Genomic DNA, 16,521 nt, shown 5'->3' with positions numbered 1-16,521 from the left:
GACCTTTCACCAGGAGTGGCCTATTCCTACCGGATGCGGCCACCGAACGGGTGACAAAGAGAGAAACCTTCTACCCAGAGTGCTCACTCTAGCGGGTGTGAATCACAGCGCATTCACAGCTGCGCTTAGCCAAAATCCCAGCATGCCCAGCCACTCTGGACGCATGTCGCTGCGCGAGCCGGACCCGGCGCCCCGCCCGGCACGCAGTGCTGCCACCACCGGAACTCCCCGGAAGTGGCGCTCCTTGACGTGGCTGCGCGGACGGACGCCCGCCGTCCAGCCGGTCTCCGTCCCGATGGCCGGGAAGCCGGAACCGGGCAACCCGGGCACCGCCGCGGGAGCAACCCCCACCAGAGCAGGCGGCACCCAGTTGGTCGAGATCATCGACGGGTCCTCGCGACCGACGGCGACGGCCGTGCTGACCAAGAACGACCCGGCCGCCAGCTCGCTCGAACTCGTCCAGCCCGTGCCGAGGCTCCCCTTCCTGGCCGCCGTCCCCGCGAGCTGGCGGCCGAAGCGCGCGTGGCTGAGCCTCGTCCCCAGCCCGCGAGCCACGCCGTTCACGTTCGGCTACCTCGTCCTGCTGCTCGGAACCTCGCTGCTCCTCCGCTTCGGCAGCTCGAAGCTCACCGACAAGCTCCTCGCGGTCTCCAGCACCGACGCGCACAACATGGCGCGCCACCCCCTCACCGCGCTCCTGACCAGCGCGTTCTGGATCGCCGACGGCGGCTGGCTGCCGTACGCGGTGATCTTCGCGATCGCTGTCGCCCCGTTCGAGCGGCGGTTCGGCGGGCTCCGGACGGCGCTGGTCTTCTTCAGCGGGCACGTGCTCGCCACGATCGCTACCGAACTGCCGGTCATGGCCTTGATCCACACCGACGTCCTGCCGCATTCCGCGGGCCGCTGGCTCGACATCGGGGTCAGCTACGGCTTCCTCACCACCGCCGGCGTGCTCGTCGCGCTGCTGCGCGGGAGGGCTCGGATCGCCGGGATCGTGGCCCTTGAGCTATTCGTTATCGGCGTCTACGTGACCGACGATCCGGCCAGTCTCGCCTCCGTCGTGACGGTCCTCGGACACGCCTGTGCGGCCCACTTCGGCCTGCTCGTGTGGGGTCCGCGACTGCGCAGCGTGCCCCGCATCGCCCGATAGCACCCACCTTCATCGTCCGGACGAGTGACGCAAGCAGCTCCCCGTGCGGATATACACAGGCTTCACTCGGTGGTGTAATCGACGGGCCATACGCCGACAAGGGGGATCGGAAGCACCATGGAGGCTGACGCCCTGGCCGGTGAACCGGGTGGGATCACCCGGCGCGCCCAGCTAGCGGGCCTGCGGCCGGACGCCGGCGCGGGGGTCCTGTTCTCCCTGCGCGCCTCCGAACCGGCGACCCTCACCTGGCTGCCCGGCCTCGACGCGGTGCTCGGCCTCCCCGGCGCGACCGGCAAGGAGCTGTGCGACCGGCTCACCGAGCTGCTCCGCCCGCTCACCGCGAACCTCCGCCGCACCCCGCCCGGCCGCGATTTCGAACTCGAGCAGCCGCAGGACGGCCCCGACGGCACCGCGCGCCGCATCCGGCTGCGTGCGCGGACCGTCGGCGAACAGGACCACACGACCGGCCTGCTCGGCGTCGCCTCGGCGGTCGCGGAGACGGTGCCGGAGAAGTCCGACCTCGCGGAGCTGTCCGACCGGTACCAGCTGCTGATGGAGCAGAGCCCGGACGCGATCTGCGTGTACTCCGGCGGCGTCGTCACCTACGCCAACCAGGCGGCGCTCGACCTGTTCGCGGCACGGGCGGCGCACGAGGTCGTCAGCCGCGAGTTCGCGGACTTCGTGGCTGCCGAATCCACGGACCTGCTGGAGGATCCCAGCGCGGAACCCCGCGAAGCGGTGCTGAAACGGTTGGACGGGAGCAAATTCGTGGCGGAAACCGTTTCGGTGCGCACCAGCGACTCGAACCCGCCGTCGTTCCAGGTGGTGATCCGCGACAGCACCGTCAAACACGCCGCCGCGGCCGCCGTCCGCGCGCAGGAAGCGCTGGTCACGCACGTCAGCGACGCCGTCGTCACGATCACCGCCGAGGGCATCGTCACCGGCTGGAATCCGGCCGCCGAGACGGTCTACGGCTGGCCCGCCTCGGAAGCGCTCGGCAGGCGGGTGCACGAGGTGCTCGGCATCGACCCGTCCCCGGCCTCGCTCCGCGACGGCGACGTCGAGCAAACCCACCGCTGCCGGGACGGCTCGCCTCGGCAGGTCCGGGTGTCCGCGACCGAGACCGTCGACGGCTTCCTCCTGGTCTGCACGGACGAAACCGCACGTCGCCGCGTCGAACAGCACTACGCGACGGTCGTCGCCGCGCTCGACGAGGGCGTACTGGTGATCGGCCCGACCGGGCTGATCCAGTCGGCGAACCCGGCCGCCTGCCGCATCCTCGGCGTCCCCGAAGCGGACCTGCTCGGCGTGCCGTGCACGACACTCGTGCTGTTCGACGAGGACGGCAACCGGATCCCCGACGACGAGCTGCCGTCCATGCACACGCGCCGCACCGGGATCACGCACAACGGCCTGGTCGTGCGCCTGCGCCGCCCCGACGGCCGCGACGTGTGGGTGTCGCTGACCTCGCGGTTGCTCGATTCGGACGACCCGAGGGGCGTCTCGGTGGTCACGTCCTTCACCGACATCACCGAACGGCGCGCGATCAGCGCCCGGCTGGCCCACGAGGCGACCCACGACCCGCTCACCCGGCTCGCCAACCGCACCCTGGTGCTGGACCGGCTCGACCGCCGCGACGGCAGCGAGGCGGCCGCCGTGCTGTTCCTCGACCTGGACAAGTTCAAGCTGATCAACGATTCCCTCGGCCACCCGGTCGGCGACCAGGTTCTGCGCATCGCGGGCGAACGGCTGCGCCGGGCCACCGGTCCCGACGACGTCGTCGGCAGGCTGGGCGGCGACGAGTTCGTGGTCGTCACGTCCGCGACGACCGGTCCCGCGCAGGTCGGCGTGTTCGCCGCACACCTGCGTTCGGTGCTGGCGGAACCGGTTTCGGTGCACGGCAGGCAGTTGCACCTGGACGCGAGCATGGGCATCGTGCTCGTGGAACCGGACGACCGCCGCAGCGCGGAGGATCTGCTGCGCGACGCGGATGTCGCGATGTACCAAGCGAAATCCCGCGGCCGCGGCCGGTTCGAATTCTTCGACGTCGCCCTGCGGAGACGCATGCAGCGGCGGTTGCGAATGGAGCAGGACCTCCGCGACGCTGTCCACAGTGGACAGCTATGGCCCGCTTACCAGCCGGTGGTCGACCTGCGCACCGGCGAAATGGTCGGCGTCGAGGCCCTGCTGCGCTGGACCCACCCGAAACACGGCGCGATCTCGCCCGCGGAATTCATCCCGCTGGCCGAGGAAAGCGAACTGATCAACGTGCTGGGCAAGTACGTCCTGCGCGACACCACGCGCGAACTGGCCGCGCTGCGCACCGGCCGGGGCCTCGACTTGAGTCTGAAGGTCAACCTCTCGGTCCGGCAGCTGGACGACCCGCACCTGGTGCCCGCGGTCCGCGATGCCCTTGCCACCACCGGCTTGCCGCCCGGATCGTTGACGCTGGAAGTCACCGAAAGCGCCCTCATGCGCGATACGTCGGCGGCCGCGGAAGTGTTGTCCGCCTTGCGTTCTCTGGGCGTTCTGCTGGCGATCGACGACTTCGGCACTGGCTATTCGTCGCTGGCCCAGCTCCGTCGGCTGACACTGGACACGCTCAAGATCGACCGCTCGTTCATCACCGGAATCGCCGATTCCCGCGACGCGGCCGCGATCGTCACGAGCATCATCGCGATGGCGCACGCGGTGGATCTGACGGTGGTGGCGGAAGGCGTCGAGACGGCGGAAGAGCTGGCGCTGCTGCGGGAGCTCGGCTGTGACCAGGCCCAGGGTTACCACCTGGGCCGGCCGTTGGCTGCCGCGGAGTTGTTTCAGTAAGTCTCGAGCAGCGCCGCCAGCTCGTCCTCGGTGAGGAAGACGTCGAGGTCCTCCAGGGTCTTGCCGAGATCGACCGGTTCGATCGTGCGCGTTTCGACCGTGCCGTCGGGGTGGCTTTCCTGGTACTCGCGGCCGAGGAGCCTGCGGAACCGTCCCGGTTCGAGCCGCATCACCACGACCCGCCCGGTGAACGGGGACTTCGGGTGCGTGGACGTGTAGTGGTGGAACACCTGGTAGTCGAGCGGTCGGCTGTGCACGAGGGGAAGCACTTCGTGCAGGTCTTCCCACCCGTCGCCGTCCTGCTTCTGGAGCACCCACCAGCCGTCGCGGAGAGTCATCCGATGCGCCCACCCGGCTTGGTCCACTTCGGCCCCGTCGATCAACGGCATCGGCACCAGGATTCCGGCGCCGAACCCGACGTCCACGAGAAACTGTTGCCCCTCAACGGTAATCACGAGCGTCATGTGCGTGTACGGCCCGCTCTTCCGCGGCTGCACCCGCGCGACCGTGCGCTGCACCTGGTAACCCAACTGCTCGGCGACGGCCGCGAACAACCCGGCCTGCTCATAGCAGTACCCGCCCCGGCGACGTCCGACGAGCTTCTCGCTGACGACGTCCAGCTCGATCCCGCGATGGCGGCCGATCACCACGTCGACGTTCTCGAACGGGATCGCCTCGACGTGCGCCCGCGCCAACCGCCCCAGCGCGGCTACGGACGGTTCCTCCCGCCGCTGTCCGATGCGCGCGAGGTAGGCGTCGACGTCTGCTGCCTCGATGTTCCATTCCCCAGTCATGCGATCAGTGTGCAACCTCCAGCTAGCTCTAGGTCAATAGTCACCCAGGGTCACAACGGTTGTGACTGGCACCACTCTCTGGTGTGATGTACCCCCGATGCCTACCAGTCAGTAGCACACGTCCGAGTGAGTGCTGGCCTTTCTCGAAGGGAGCCCGATGAAGACCCCTCGACCACTGGCCCGGGCCAGTGCGGTGACGGCACTGGCGACCGCCGCCGCATTGCTGCCCGCGACCGCGTGGGCAGCGGCCCCGACCTGGGCCCCGGCGGACACCGCCGCCGTGCACCCCGGGGTGCAGACGCACACCAACGGGGCGCAATGCACCTCGAACTTCGTGTACAGCAACGGAACGGATGTCTTCCTCGGACAGGCCGCGCACTGCTCCGGCACCGGCGGCTCGACCGAAACGAACGGCTGCTCCGCCGGTTCGCTCCCGCTCGGCACCCCCGTCGAGATCGCCGGGGCGAGCAAGCCGGGAACGCTCGTCTACAACTCGTGGCTGACCATGCAGTCCCGCCACGAGGCGGACGCGAACACGTGCCAGTACAACGACCTCGCGCTCGTGAAGGTCGACCCCGCGGACGTGTCGAAGGTGAACCCAAGCCTGCCGTTCTGGGGCGGACCGACCGGCGTGAACACCACCGGCACGAAGCAACTCGCCACCGTGCTCAGCTACGGAAATTCGGAACTACGCGGCGGAATCACCCAGCTGTCCCCCAAACAGGGCACCAGCCTGGGCGACACAGGCGGCGGCTGGAGCCACACGGTATTCACCGTGACCCCCGGCATCCCCGGCGACTCCGGCAGCGGCTTCCTCGACCGCGACGGCAACGCACTCGGGGTGCTGAGCACGCTGAACCTGCTGCCCCAGCCGGGGACGAACGGTGTTGGCGATCTGTCGCGCGAGCTGGAGTATGCGAGCGCGCACGGTGGGCTTGGGACTGTGCAGCTTGTCCCGGGGACGACTAAGTTCCGGGGGCCGTTGATCTAGGGCTCGATTTTGCGGTTGGTGGCGTGCCCGGCACGATTCAGTTCGTGCCGGGCACGCATCACGTTCTGTGGCTTAGCGAGTGTCTACAACAGGCTGTGGCCGGACAAAACCCGAGCTGGGCACGACGAGACTCCGCGCCACAGCCCGGCAGACCGGCTACGACAAGCCGAGGCCCAGCAAGCCCATGCCAGCACTCCAGGCTCGCGGCACGCACCGCATGCGAGACGCCACAGCCCAGCGACAAGCCGGGCAGTAGGCAAGCTCGCGTCAGAGACGATCCGGTTCCGCGCCGTTGCCTGGATCAATCTCCCACCGCGACCGCGTACAGGTACCACGTCGAGTGGGGCAGCCACTGTTCATCCCACCGCCAGTCGTCGTCCTTTCCGGTGACCACGTAGCCGCGGTCCCAGGCGATCCCGCTGCCGTCCTCGTTCAAGCCGGTGATGCCGTTGACGATTCCGCCCGCCGTGGGCAAGAACTGCCACGACCCGAGCCAGCTGTACTGCGGGTTGGCGTGGCCGCTGCCGTCAAGCATGCACACGCCGTACGGGTTGCTGCCGCAGATCCAGTTCAGCTGATCAGCCGCGTACGACCGCAGGCGTGCCGCGAACTCGCCGGGAAACCGGGGCGCAGCAAGGCGAGCGGCGGTCGCCAGCGAAGCGATCCGCGCGTTCTCCCCCTGCCACCACTGGTCCTTCACTCGCGGAGTGACGTTGTGCGGGAAGAAAAATGAGCTATACCTCTTACCCTCCCCATCTTGCACAAGATTCCGCGCATACCCAAACGGGTTAGGCACCTCGGCGGTCACCGCAAGCTCGAACTCCAGCGAGCGCCGCACCACCTTCAGCACGTCAGAAACCGTTGCCGCGTCAGCGATCTCGGTGTACGCGAGCAGGCTGATCACCGGAAGGCCAGCGTCCGAGGGATGGAAATAAGGCCGGTCGCCGTCGTCCGCGCGCCAGTAGTCTCGGTAGGACTTCCAGGAAGCCAAGCGCTGCAACAGGTTGTGCGCCCGGCGATCCGCTGCTTCGCGGGAGACTGGATTCTTGGTCACCTGGTACAACTCGACCGCCGCCAGCAACGCACCGTAGTCGTCCTGGATGTTTTCCTTGCCGTCATTGGTCATCTCGACGTTGTGCTGCTCCAGGTATTCGAACGCAGCTTCCGCCGTCGCCAGATACTCCGCGTGCGAGTAGTCGCCCGACGTGTCCAGCGTGGTCGCCGCGGCCAGCGCTGCGATCGCGACCCCGCCGCCTTCGCGGTAGTTCACCTGGACGGGGTTGCCGTCGCTGTTCGCCAGTACGTACCGCAGCTTCGGATCCTTCGGCGGTCCCGGCTGGATGACCGAGGTGACGAAGGTGCCGCCGTCGAGTTTGACCCGGTGCAGGTAGTCGGCGCCGAACAGCGCTTCGTCGGCCAGCCAGGTCCGCAGTTGGGTGAAGTTGGTGTCGCCGCGCTCGGTGAGCCGCTGGTATGCCTTGGCCAGCACCCATGCGGTGAGCGGGATCTGGAGAGTATTGAAGTAACTGCGGTCCGACAGCTGCGTGAAATGCTTGCCGAAGTCGCCGGTCGCGTCGTACCAGGCGCCGTGCGCGTCCATGACCTGCGTGCCCTTGGGGCCGATCGGCGCTTGCCGGTCTTGGCGGTCGAACCGGTCCGAACTGCGGGTGCCCTTGAAGTAATGCACGACGTGGGAGAGCGTGTAGCGCTCGAGCACCAGCTGGTCGATGCGAAACGGCTGCGACCGCCCGTCCGCGGCGAGCAGGACGTACTCGCCTTCGGTCTTGAGAGCGGAGAAGTCCGCGGTCCAGTAATGCCGGTCATCCCATCCCGGGACCTGAGCCGCCGGTCGCGGGCTGCCGGTGAAGATGACCTTCCCGGTGGCGAGGTCCGCGACGGTGAACCTCGGGATCGCCCGGGGCGACTCAGCGGCGAGCACCGCCCGCTTGGGCGCGCCCGGCGCGTAACCGACGTTGTTCGCGTAAACCGCCACCCCGGACCGTGCCTCGACGGCCTCCGCTCCGAACGGCGTCATCACCCCGACCCCCACCGCCGCCGATCCGGCTAGAAAACCTCGACGTCCCACATCTCCCGGCATCCTCGACCTCCAGTGGTCCAGACCTTTTGAGATGTCCTCGAGGCTAGGGAGCGCTCCGAAGGTTTGGCAAGACTGCTTCCGAAGGGAAGACCGAGACGACGAAAAAGCCCCCATCCGCTGGGATGGGGGCTGAAATTCGCTGTGGCCAGGGCCGGGGTCGAACCGGCGACCTTCCGCTTTTCAGGCGGACGCTCGTACCAACTGAGCTACCTGGCCGGGAACGCCGGCTAGGAGCCGAACGATCTTGCGACCCTGACGGGACTCGAACCCGCGACCTTCGCCGTGACAGGGCGACGCGCTAACCAACTGCGCCACAGGGCCTTACTGGTACTGCGTACTCCCAACGGGATTCGAACCCGCGTTGCCGCCTTGAAAGGGCGGAGTCCTAGGCCACTGAACGATGGGAGCCCGATCGGTTTCGGTGGACCGACCGACCGCGCTCTCAGGTGTTCCCCTGGGAGCGATTACAAGCATAGGGCACGTTCCAAGGGCTTTGCACGGGGGGTTCATTAAGCGATCGGCGAGCCTCCGACCTGCGGTAACGCCAGCGCCAACGCCCCACCCGCGCCGCTTCCCGCCGATCGGCCGCTGCGAAGCCGGGTCGGACGATCGGTGTGCGCCACGCCACTCTACGCCGGAGACGAGCGCACGCCGAGAGTCCAGGCCGCCGAAACCCACACAGCTCCGGCCGTCCAGCCGCTCAGCGCTGTACAGGCGCCTGACCGTCGTCACCCGGACTCAGCCCGAGCATCTCCAGCAACTGCGCGCAGTCCTCGACGTCGAGCGCACCGGCCGCGACGGCCAGGCGGGCTCGGCGGACCTGGTCGTCGGAGACCCGTTGCCCTTCCGACGACCCGCGCTGCGCCGGCACGCCGCCGGACAGTGACGTGCTTCCCCCGTCGGCACCTTCGTACCGAAGGAGGAACTGACGAACTTCGACCGATCCGCTCATGGCCCCTCCATGCGGTTCGCAACAACTGGCCGCGAGGCTAACCAGCGGCGAGCAGCACCGGCAGCCCCCCGGAGAGTGAACCTGCGAACACTCTCCGAAGCTTCCCTGGTAACGCATTCCAAGATCGCGCAGAACGATTTCTCCCGGCTTCCCCTCGCCGATCCCCGGAACTCGTGCAACAATCGGTGTTGCTGACACACCCCCGGTCAGCGCCTGTGGAGATCCCCTCCGACCCCCGCGTTCCTCCCCCTGGCGCGGGGGTCTCTCCATTTCCGCACACCGGCGCTGACCTGCGGATCTACTCTCCGTACCCCTGATCAACAGACAGTCGCGAAATGTGTTTACCGACTGGGCTGAACAGGTGATCGAATTAGGCTTGCCGGGCACGGAAATGCGTGTGTCGTGGCTCACAGTGGTTTCTTTGCCGAGACCCAACCGTTATCGTGACCGCGTGCCTCTTCCCTCCCTCGGCCGCCTCAGCAGCCGCACGAATCTCAAAGCCGTCTCGAGCGGGCGGCATCGCAATGCCGCCAAAGCCGCCGGCGACGAAGTCGTCGAGGACAAGGAGCTCACCAGCTACCTCGCCGCGCTCGCCCCGGACTCCGACCCGGAGAGCACCGGGACCGGCAGCCGCTTCGGCGACGCGCAGGTCTACCAGCTGCGGATGAACCTCATCGCCAGCCAGCAGCTCAAGGACATCGCCGTCGCCAGGAACCTGACCCCGCAGGCCCTGGCGCAGGAATGGATCCTGGAGCGCCTCTCGTGGGAGGGCCAGGCCGCCTCCGCCCAGGAGCGCCGCCACTCCGACGCGATGACCGACGAATTCCACTTCCCGGCGGAGACGTTCGAGCAGCCCCTCGTCGGGCGCTGATCCCCGCCCCCTGAACGAAAACCCCCGGCTTCCCCCGACGGCCGGGGGTTTTCCCTTTCCAGGGGTCGCCGGAGGGCCGGAGTCCCGGTGAGCGGGACGCTCTCGGATTCCGCCGCCGACGACGCGGTCTTGGCCGCGAAACGGACGGCGCGGCGGATAGCTCGCGACAAGGGCGACAGCCGAACCCACTCCTGTCGAGCGGCTGCACGATCGCCTGCCAAGAGCGGCACAGCGGGGCTCGTGAGAAGCCAACCCGCCAACTCCAGCGACCGACCCGGCCGCCAGCAACCCGCCACAGGGGGCCAGCGCCACCCGATCGGGTCGGATCACGCACGCCCACTCGCAGTGGGGCAACCATCCGATCCGGCGTCGCCCGTACGTGCCGGGAGCCTCGCCGAAACCCGCCCTCGACCGGCGACCCCCGAACCCGAGCACCCGGCAACCGCCGCCCCAACACCCGCCAGGATCAACCGCGGTAACCGTCGCTCCAAACATTCCCCACAACGGAAGCCGCAATGAAAAAAGGCCCCGACGGGAAATCCCGTCGGGGCCCTTCTTTCAGGCCTGAGAAAACGCGCGGGCCTGACTCAGATCGCACGGACCTTCTGGGCCTGCGGGCCCTTCTGCCCCTGGCCGACCTCGAACTCCACTCGCTGGTTCTCCTCGAGGGTGCGGAAGCCGCGTCCCTCGATCTCCGAGTAGTGCACGAAAACGTCGCCTTCGCCGCCGTCCTGCGCGATGAAGCCGAAGCCCTTCTCCGCGTTGAACCACTTCACAGTGCCTTGCGCCACCGCTGTACTCCTCGTAACAGATCCGCTTCGAATGCCACCGAAGCGGCACCCAGGCCGTCCCGGGCGGTTCCAACGAGACGAGCGAAGAGCTTTTCGGCCCCACGGCTCGCGTCAGAAGTTCCGCGAGTGTGAAGCCACGAACACGCAAAACGACGGCCTGGTCAGCAGCCTACCGGGATCTCACCAAATCTGAACCCCGTTGATCGCAAGGATCGGTTCCGACGTGCGCGCGTCACCGGAACGTCGTATCGCTGCCTACGCACCGAAGTCGGACGCGCGGCTACGCTGATCCAGTACACCCAGCGCACTTCGGGGATGCACAGTGCGCGGTCGTTCGAGCCGCTTCCGTGATGGTCACTCGGTGCAATGTGATGCTGGTCACCCCGTTTCCGGTGAACGTGAAGGTGTCTCGGGACGTCTGGGTGTTCGGGGTACCAAGGGGAGATTGGGGATCGGTGTGACAATCCGACACTTCGCACGCCGCCGGGCCGGCGTCGCGGTGCTGGGCTTGGTCGCCGCGCTCACGCTCGGGGCGTGCAGCGGCGGCGGGTCGAGCGTGAACGCGGGCGGGACCGCGGGCGGCGGGCCTACCGAAGCGCCGGCCACTCCGGTGAAACCGGCGGCCGTGGCGCTCACGCCGGCGTCCGGGGCGGGCAACGTCGCGCCGGGCGAACCGGCGAAGGTGACCGTCGCGAACGGCACCATCGGGAGCGTCACGCTCACGAACGCCGACGGCAAACAGGTGCAGGGACAGCAGTCCCCGGACAAGAAGAGCTGGAGCAGCACCGAAGACCTCGGCTACGGCAAGACCTACACCTGGTCCGGGCAGGCCACCGGCGAGGACGGCAAGCAGGTCCCGATCAACGGTTCGTTCACCACGGTCAAACCGCGCCGCCAGATGCAGGGCAGCCTGAACGTCGGCGACGGGCAGACCTACGGCATCGCGATGCCGATCGCGCTCACGTTCCCGAGCGCGGTCAAGGACAAGGCCGCCGTCGAGCGCGCGCTGTCGGTGGAGACCACGCCGAAGACCGAGGGCGCGTGGGCGTGGCTCAACGGCGACACTTCGGTGCACTGGCGACCGAAGGAGTACTTCAAGCCGAACACGAAGGTCGTCGTCTCGGCCAACATCTACGGCGTTTCGATGGGCGACGGCGTCTACGGCAAGCAGGACGTCTCGGCGAGCTTCACCATCGGCCGCTCGCAGATCGTCAAGGGCAACACCCAGGAACACACCATGCAGGTCATCCGCGACGGCCAGCAGGTCATGGACTTCCCGGTGAGCTACGGCCTCGACTCCGACCCTGGCCGCGTCACGCACAGCGGCACGCACGTGGTCATGTCGAAGCACTCGACGTACTCGATGAGCAACCCGCGCTACAACTACACCGACGTGAACGTGCCGTGGGCGGTCCGGATCTCCAACAACGGCGAGTTCATCCACGGACTCGCCGGGTCGATCTGGGCGCAGGGCAAGAAGAACATCTCGCACGGCTGCCTGAACCTGTCGCCGGCGAACGCGAAGATCTACTACGACAGCGTCCTTCCCGGCGACCCGGTGGAGATCTCCGGCAGCACCCAGCAGCTGGGCGCGAAGGACGGCGACTACAGCGACTGGACCTACGACTGGGCGTCGTGGACCAAGCTGTCGGCGCTGGCCGCCTGACCGCGAACCGAACCAGCGTCAACCGGACGGCCGGGAGCTCTCGAACGCTCCCGGCCGTTCGCCTGTCCCGGCCGGAAAAAAAGAAAACCCGATGCAACCCCGGCGACCGCCGACCGCATGACTAGAGCAGAGAAGCGCCACCCGGCGCTCGCCTGAACCAGGAGGAAACTCGTGCGTGTTCGCTTCGCTCTCGCCATCGGTTCGCTGCTGCTCGCCGGAGGCGCGCTGACCGGCGGCGCGGTCGCTTTCGCCGCGGACGGCCCGCCGTCGGTGCAGCCGGCCCCGGCGCAGACCGCCCCGGCCGAGCGGCCCACCGCGGCGCCGGCCCCGGCTCCCGCGGACCGCCAGACCACCGCCGCGCCGAAGGTCGCCGCGCCGGGTCAGCCCGCGAAGTCCAAGCGCGTCCCGACCGCGGTGCCCGCGGGCCCGACCGGCGACCTGCACCTGCCCTCGGTCTGGGGCTGATCGCCCGGTGCCCTCCCGCTCCCGTCCGGCGTCCGGGCAGAGCTCGCCGTGGGACGGCGAGTTCGCCCGGTACTTCGGCGAGCGCGCGCACAGCCTGCGGTCCACCGCCTACCTCCTCTGCGGGGACTGGCACCGGGCCGAAGATCTCGCACAGGCGGCGCTGCTCAAGCTGTACCTCGCCTGGCCGCGGCTGGCCCGGCACGACGCGCTCGACGCCTACGCGCGCAAAATCGTGCTGCGCACTTTCCTCGCGGAAAACCGCCGCAGCCGCTGGAAACGGGAGCGGCTCACCGACGCACCACCCGACGTCCCGGCTCCTGCCGCCGAGACTGAGCACGACCAGCTGATCCAGCAGGCACTCGCCGCGTTGGCCCCGCGCCAGCGCGCAGTGCTGGTGCTGCGGTACTTCGAGGACCTGTCCGTCGAGGAGACCGCCGCGGCGCTCGGCTGCCGGACCGGCACAGTGAAAAGCCAGGCCGCGCGCGGTCTGGCTACCCTGCGGACCCGGCTGGGCCCGCATTTCGAGGCACTGCCCGTCCCTGGAGGGAGGTGAACGAGATGGTCTCCGATGATGCCGACGATGTGCGCGCGCTGTTCGCACGGACGCCGGACGGCCCGCCCCTGCAGGTCGACGCCGCGGGCGTGATCGTGCGCGGTGCTGCCGTCCGCCGCAAGCGCAAGCGCTGGGCGGTCGCGGGCAGCTCCGCCGCGACGGTCGCGGTGCTCGTGGTGGCCGGTCTCGCGGTGGGCAGCCGCGGGACCGAGCAGCCGCCGGTGATGCCTGCCGGACCGGGACTCGCCACCGTCTCGCCCGCCCCGTCCAGTCCGGTCGCGCCGAAGAAGGTCCCGTCGGGTCCGGCCCAGGTACCGACGCCCGGTCCGGAGGTGAGCCCTGGCTCGCCGGACCGGCAACCGCCGGTGGAGCCGTCCGGTCCACGAGCGGGCACGTCGCGGGCGCCCGCACCGCCGCGGGCGTATCCGACCACCACCGACCGGGCACCCGCGTCCATGCGTTCACCTGCGGGAAGCCCCTCGTTACCCAGCTCGACCTCCGGCTGAAACGCTTTCGCGGCAAGAGTGGCCGACGTCACCAGATCAAGTGGGTTTTCGACGAAATATCCCGGGCTTTCGGGGCGATGTTCTCAGTGGCGGCCGGAGCGGCCGTCGAACCAGTCGCTCAGCCGGCACAGGATTGGCCGGCCCGAGAACCTGAGGAGGAAGCACCATGGTGCTCGTTGCACTGATGATCGAAACCGTTGTTGCCGTCGTGGTCGCCGGTGGCCTGGCAGCTTGGGCCCGCAAGCGCTTCGCTCCGCAGGCGGTCGAGGCGACGCAGAACAGCTGACTTGGACGCGAAAACCGCCCTCTGTCCGCAATGGACGGAGGGCGGTTTTCGTTTCGCTTACTTGCTGGCGCCGGCGAGCTTGCCGCCGTGGTCCGCCGTGTCGATCTCCTCGATCGGCACGCGTGCCGTCTCCGGGATCTTGATGATCGGGACCAGCGCGATGAGCGCGGCGATGATCAAGTAGTACGCCGGCCAGTCCGCGTTGCCGGTGCTGCCGATCAACGCCGTGACGATCACGCCGCAGGTGCCGCCGAACAGCGACGTCGAGATGTTGTAGCCGATCGCGAACGAGCCGTACCGCACGCGCGTCGGGAACATCGCCGGGAACGTCGAGCCGATGACCGCCAGCATCAGCGCCAGCAGGATCGCCACGACCAGGAAGCCGACGATCAGCCACAGCAGGCTGCCGCTCTGCATCAGCTTGATGCTGGGCCAGCTCAGCACGATGAACCCGATGGCCGCGGTGAGCAGCAAGGGTTTCCGGCCGATCCGGTCGGACAGCGCGCCCAGCGGGATCAGCAGCGCGAACTGCACGATTTCCACCCCGATGATGATCAGGCTGGACTCGGTGTCGCCGATCTTCAAGGTGTCGGTGAAATACGTCGGCATCGTCGTGAGCAGCATGTAGTCGGCGATGTTCAGCAGCAGCACGATCCCGATCAGGTTCAGGATCATCCGCCAGTTGCGCTGGATGGTCTCCTTGAGCGGAGCCTTCTCCGACTTCTCGCCCGCCGCCTCGAGCCTGCGGAACTCAGGCGTGTCCTCGAGCTTCGACCGCAGGTACAGACCGATCGCACCGATCGGAAGCGCGATGAAGAACGGAATCCGCCAGCCCCACGAGTCGAACTGCTCGGTCGACAGCGACAGGTAAGTGATCAGCACGACCGAGTTGCCGAGCACGTAACCGGCGAGCGTGCCCATCTCCAGGAACGAACCGAAGAACCCGCGCCGTTTCGTCGGCGCGTATTCCGCGATGAACGTCGCCGCGCCGCCGTACTCGCCGCCGGTCGAGAAGCCCTGAATGAGCCGCAGCAGCAAGATCGCGATCGGCGCCGCGATGCCCATGCTGTAGCCGCCTGAGTACGTCGGCAGCACGCCGACCAGGAAGGTGCAGCCGGACATCAGCAGAATGGTGAGCGCGAGAACCTTCTGCCTGCCGAGCTTGTCCCCCAATGGGCCGAAGAACGCTCCGCCGAACGGTCGTACGATGAAGCCGACGGCCAGCAGGGCAAGCGATTTCAGCACCGCGTTGCCCTCGCCGGGGAAGAACAGTGTCCCGATACTCGTCGCGATCGCGCCCGAGGTGAATACGCCGTAGTCGTACCACTCGGTCGCGTTACCCATCGCGGACGCGATCACCGCGCGTTTGACTGTTCTCTGATCGACCTCGGGTTTCCCCGTCTTTGGCTCACTCATCCCGGCGGTGACCTCCTCCTGCACACGTCCCGGTCCATCCGTTGGAGCACATTTCCCCAGTCTTGACCTGTTGAACCAAGCTGGCAGGGTGAGTCGCGAAATTTCTACCGTGCGGAATTTTCCGACTACCCTGCGCTCAGGAAATGCGCCCGCGCCGGTCAGGGCGGGTGCCGACGGGTCCTTCCGCCGGGTTAACGTCGTCCCATGAGTCCTGTTTCCGGCCCGTGGCCGCCGGTGCCGGTGGAGCCGCCGGAGATCCACCCGAAGGCCCCCGCCCCCGGCACCGAACTAGGCGCCCACTTCGCCGAATGCTTCGGCTGCGGCGACGAGGTAGACGACGGCCTGCACCTGCGCTCAGCCATCGGCGAGGGCTACACGGTGCACTCGAAGTTCACCGTGACGTCGGCCCATCAAGGCGCCCCCGGACTCGCCCACGGCGGCCTGCTGGCCTGCGCCTTCGACGAGGCACTCGGCTCGGCTGTCGGCAACCTGCTGCACCGCCCCGCGGTAACGGGAAAACTGGAGACGGACTTCCGCCGCCCAGTACCGGTCGGTTCGACGCTGTACATCAAGGCCCGCCTGGACGGAGTCGCAGGCCGCAAGATCTACGTCAGCGCAGACGGCCACCTGGACGCCACGGACGGCCCCATCGCGGTGAACGCCCGAGCAGTCTTCATCGCAGTGGGCTTCGAGCACTTCAGCACCCACGGCGACCCGCAGGCGTTGGAAAAGCTAGCCGAGCAGCACCGACGCAACAAACGCGAGTGGGACATCAACCCCTGATCCAGCTGCTTTGCGCCCCTCCCGCGGTTCGTGAGGGCCACCCTCATTGACTCTGATTCCCTCAGGGTTCCCCTCACGACCAGCCGCCGCCCGTGAGGGGCTCCTTCACGGACTTGGATTCCCTCAAGGAGCCCTTCACGGACCGCCCCGCCGTCCGCCCGGGATGCCGCCCCAATGCGGCATTGGGTGCGTCCAACGCACCGAACGCCACATTGGGTGCATCCCACGCACCCAATGCCACATTGGGGCGCTAACCCCCACCCAAACCGCAGCCGATGCACCCAACGATCAAGGCACCCACCCCAAAACCCGCACCGGTGCACCCAACGAGCTAGGCACCCTGGGATTGACCCGTTTTGACGGACAGGGTCGTTGA

The 16,521-nt window shown here is 68.1% G+C and carries 14 protein-coding genes and 3 tRNA genes; 9 read left to right on the top strand and 8 right to left on the bottom strand.

What is annotated here, in order from left to right; translation table 11 throughout:
- Positions 1–142 precede the first annotated feature (142 nt).
- On the top strand, positions 143–1,150 hold the full coding sequence (locus tag EIZ44_RS35965; RefSeq protein WP_240691510.1) for a rhomboid-like protein: 1,008 nt from the start codon (positions 143–145) through the stop codon (positions 1,148–1,150).
- Between the two features lie 117 nt (positions 1,151–1,267).
- Entirely contained in the window at positions 1,268–3,973 is a 2,706-nt protein-coding gene (locus EIZ44_RS35960; protein WP_134733566.1) for a sensor domain-containing protein, read from the top strand.
- On the opposite strand, the gene EIZ44_RS35955 is transcribed toward EIZ44_RS35960, so the two are convergent.
- Entirely contained in the window at positions 3,967–4,767 is an 801-nt protein-coding gene (locus EIZ44_RS35955) for an arylamine N-acetyltransferase family protein (RefSeq protein WP_037807467.1), read from the bottom strand. The genes EIZ44_RS35960 and EIZ44_RS35955 overlap by 7 nt on opposite strands.
- A 157-nt stretch (positions 4,768–4,924) precedes the next feature.
- Between EIZ44_RS35955 and EIZ44_RS35950 the strand changes: the two genes are divergently transcribed.
- The gene (locus EIZ44_RS35950) at positions 4,925–5,758 is read left to right on the top strand and encodes a hypothetical protein (protein ID WP_037807464.1); all 834 of its coding nucleotides are present in this window, start codon (positions 4,925–4,927) and stop codon (positions 5,756–5,758) included.
- Between the two features lie 301 nt (positions 5,759–6,059).
- On the opposite strand, the gene EIZ44_RS35945 is transcribed toward EIZ44_RS35950, so the two are convergent.
- The 5 genes from EIZ44_RS35945 to EIZ44_RS35925 form a co-directional block, all read right to left on the bottom strand.
- Positions 6,060–7,793, bottom strand: a complete 1,734-nt coding sequence (locus tag EIZ44_RS35945; protein ID WP_240691509.1) for a glycoside hydrolase family 9 protein — start codon at positions 7,791–7,793, stop codon at positions 6,060–6,062.
- Between the two features lie 205 nt (positions 7,794–7,998).
- Positions 7,999–8,072: transfer RNA gene (locus EIZ44_RS35940), tRNA-Phe, on the bottom strand.
- A gap of 31 nt (positions 8,073–8,103) precedes the next feature.
- A tRNA-Asp gene (locus tag EIZ44_RS35935) sits at positions 8,104–8,177 on the bottom strand.
- A gap of 14 nt (positions 8,178–8,191) precedes the next feature.
- Positions 8,192–8,264, bottom strand: a tRNA-Glu gene (locus tag EIZ44_RS35930).
- Between the two features lie 292 nt (positions 8,265–8,556).
- Positions 8,557–8,808, bottom strand: coding sequence for a hypothetical protein (locus EIZ44_RS35925; protein ID WP_037807458.1), 252 nt, complete (start codon positions 8,806–8,808; stop codon positions 8,557–8,559).
- Positions 8,809–9,259: 451 nt separating this feature from the next.
- Between EIZ44_RS35925 and EIZ44_RS35920 the strand changes: the two genes are divergently transcribed.
- Positions 9,260–9,679, top strand: coding sequence for a hypothetical protein (locus EIZ44_RS35920; RefSeq protein WP_037807455.1), 420 nt, complete (start codon positions 9,260–9,262; stop codon positions 9,677–9,679).
- Between the two features lie 587 nt (positions 9,680–10,266).
- Here EIZ44_RS35920 and EIZ44_RS35915 read toward each other — a convergent pair.
- On the bottom strand, positions 10,267–10,470 hold the full coding sequence (locus EIZ44_RS35915; RefSeq protein ID WP_003097368.1) for a cold-shock protein: 204 nt from the start codon (positions 10,468–10,470) through the stop codon (positions 10,267–10,269).
- Positions 10,471–10,927: 457 nt separating this feature from the next.
- Here EIZ44_RS35915 and EIZ44_RS35910 point away from each other — a divergent pair, with 457 nt between their 5' ends.
- The 4 genes from EIZ44_RS35910 to EIZ44_RS35895 all read left to right on the top strand — a co-directional run bounded on the left by EIZ44_RS35910 (position 10,928) and on the right by EIZ44_RS35895 (position 13,660).
- Positions 10,928–12,136: a L,D-transpeptidase gene (locus tag EIZ44_RS35910; protein ID WP_134663772.1), complete on the top strand. Its 1,209-nt coding sequence runs from the start codon at positions 10,928–10,930 to the stop codon at positions 12,134–12,136.
- 171 nt (positions 12,137–12,307) lie between these two features.
- The gene (locus tag EIZ44_RS35905) at positions 12,308–12,601 is read left to right on the top strand and encodes a hypothetical protein (protein WP_037807446.1); all 294 of its coding nucleotides are present in this window, start codon (positions 12,308–12,310) and stop codon (positions 12,599–12,601) included.
- Positions 12,602–12,608: 7 nt separating this feature from the next.
- Positions 12,609–13,154, top strand: a complete 546-nt coding sequence (locus EIZ44_RS35900; RefSeq protein WP_037807444.1) for a SigE family RNA polymerase sigma factor — start codon at positions 12,609–12,611, stop codon at positions 13,152–13,154.
- Between the two features lie 5 nt (positions 13,155–13,159).
- Positions 13,160–13,660 carry a hypothetical protein gene (locus tag EIZ44_RS35895; protein WP_134733562.1) on the top strand — a complete coding sequence of 167 codons (501 nt, stop codon included), beginning with the start codon at positions 13,160–13,162 and terminating at the stop codon, positions 13,658–13,660.
- Positions 13,661–14,003: 343 nt separating this feature from the next.
- On the opposite strand, the gene EIZ44_RS35890 is transcribed toward EIZ44_RS35895, so the two are convergent.
- A complete protein-coding gene (locus tag EIZ44_RS35890; RefSeq protein ID WP_134663774.1) occupies positions 14,004–15,362 on the bottom strand; it encodes an MFS transporter in 1,359 nt (452 codons plus the stop codon).
- A 204-nt stretch (positions 15,363–15,566) separates the two neighbouring features.
- Here EIZ44_RS35890 and EIZ44_RS35885 point away from each other — a divergent pair, with 204 nt between their 5' ends.
- Positions 15,567–16,145, top strand: coding sequence for a PaaI family thioesterase (locus EIZ44_RS35885; protein ID WP_167754377.1), 579 nt, complete (start codon positions 15,567–15,569; stop codon positions 16,143–16,145).
- Positions 16,146–16,521 lie beyond the last annotated feature (376 nt).

This window comes from Amycolatopsis nivea (assembly GCF_004522235.1).
Lineage (GTDB): Bacteria > Actinomycetota > Actinomycetes > Mycobacteriales > Pseudonocardiaceae > Amycolatopsis > Amycolatopsis nivea.
The sequence above is the reverse complement of the archived record's forward strand: the minus strand, read 5'-3'. Positions and strand labels throughout refer to the sequence as shown.